Source organism: Paenibacillus sp. J45TS6 (genome assembly GCF_018403285.1).
Classification (GTDB): Bacteria; Bacillota; Bacilli; order Paenibacillales; family Paenibacillaceae; genus Paenibacillus.
Window position 1 is genome coordinate 1 of sequence record NZ_BOSJ01000131.1, and the last position, 200, is coordinate 200.

Annotated in this window: 1 rRNA gene; it reads left to right on the forward strand. The window is 51.5% G+C overall.

Annotated features, from left to right (window positions below):
- Positions 1-200 (forward strand): 16S ribosomal RNA (locus tag KJS58_RS25355); the annotation flags it as partial.

Consider the following 200-nt stretch of genomic DNA (forward strand, 5'->3'; position numbering starts at 1 on the left):
TATTGGAGAGTTTGATCCTGGCTCAGGACGAACGCTGGCGGCGTGCCTAATACATGCAAGTCGAGCGGAGTCAATGAGAAGCTTGCTTCTTTGAGACTTAGCGGCGGACGGGTGAGTAACACGTAGGCAACCTGCCCATAAGACTGGGATAACTACCGGAAACGGTAGCTAATACCGGATAGGTTCTTTTCTCGCATGAG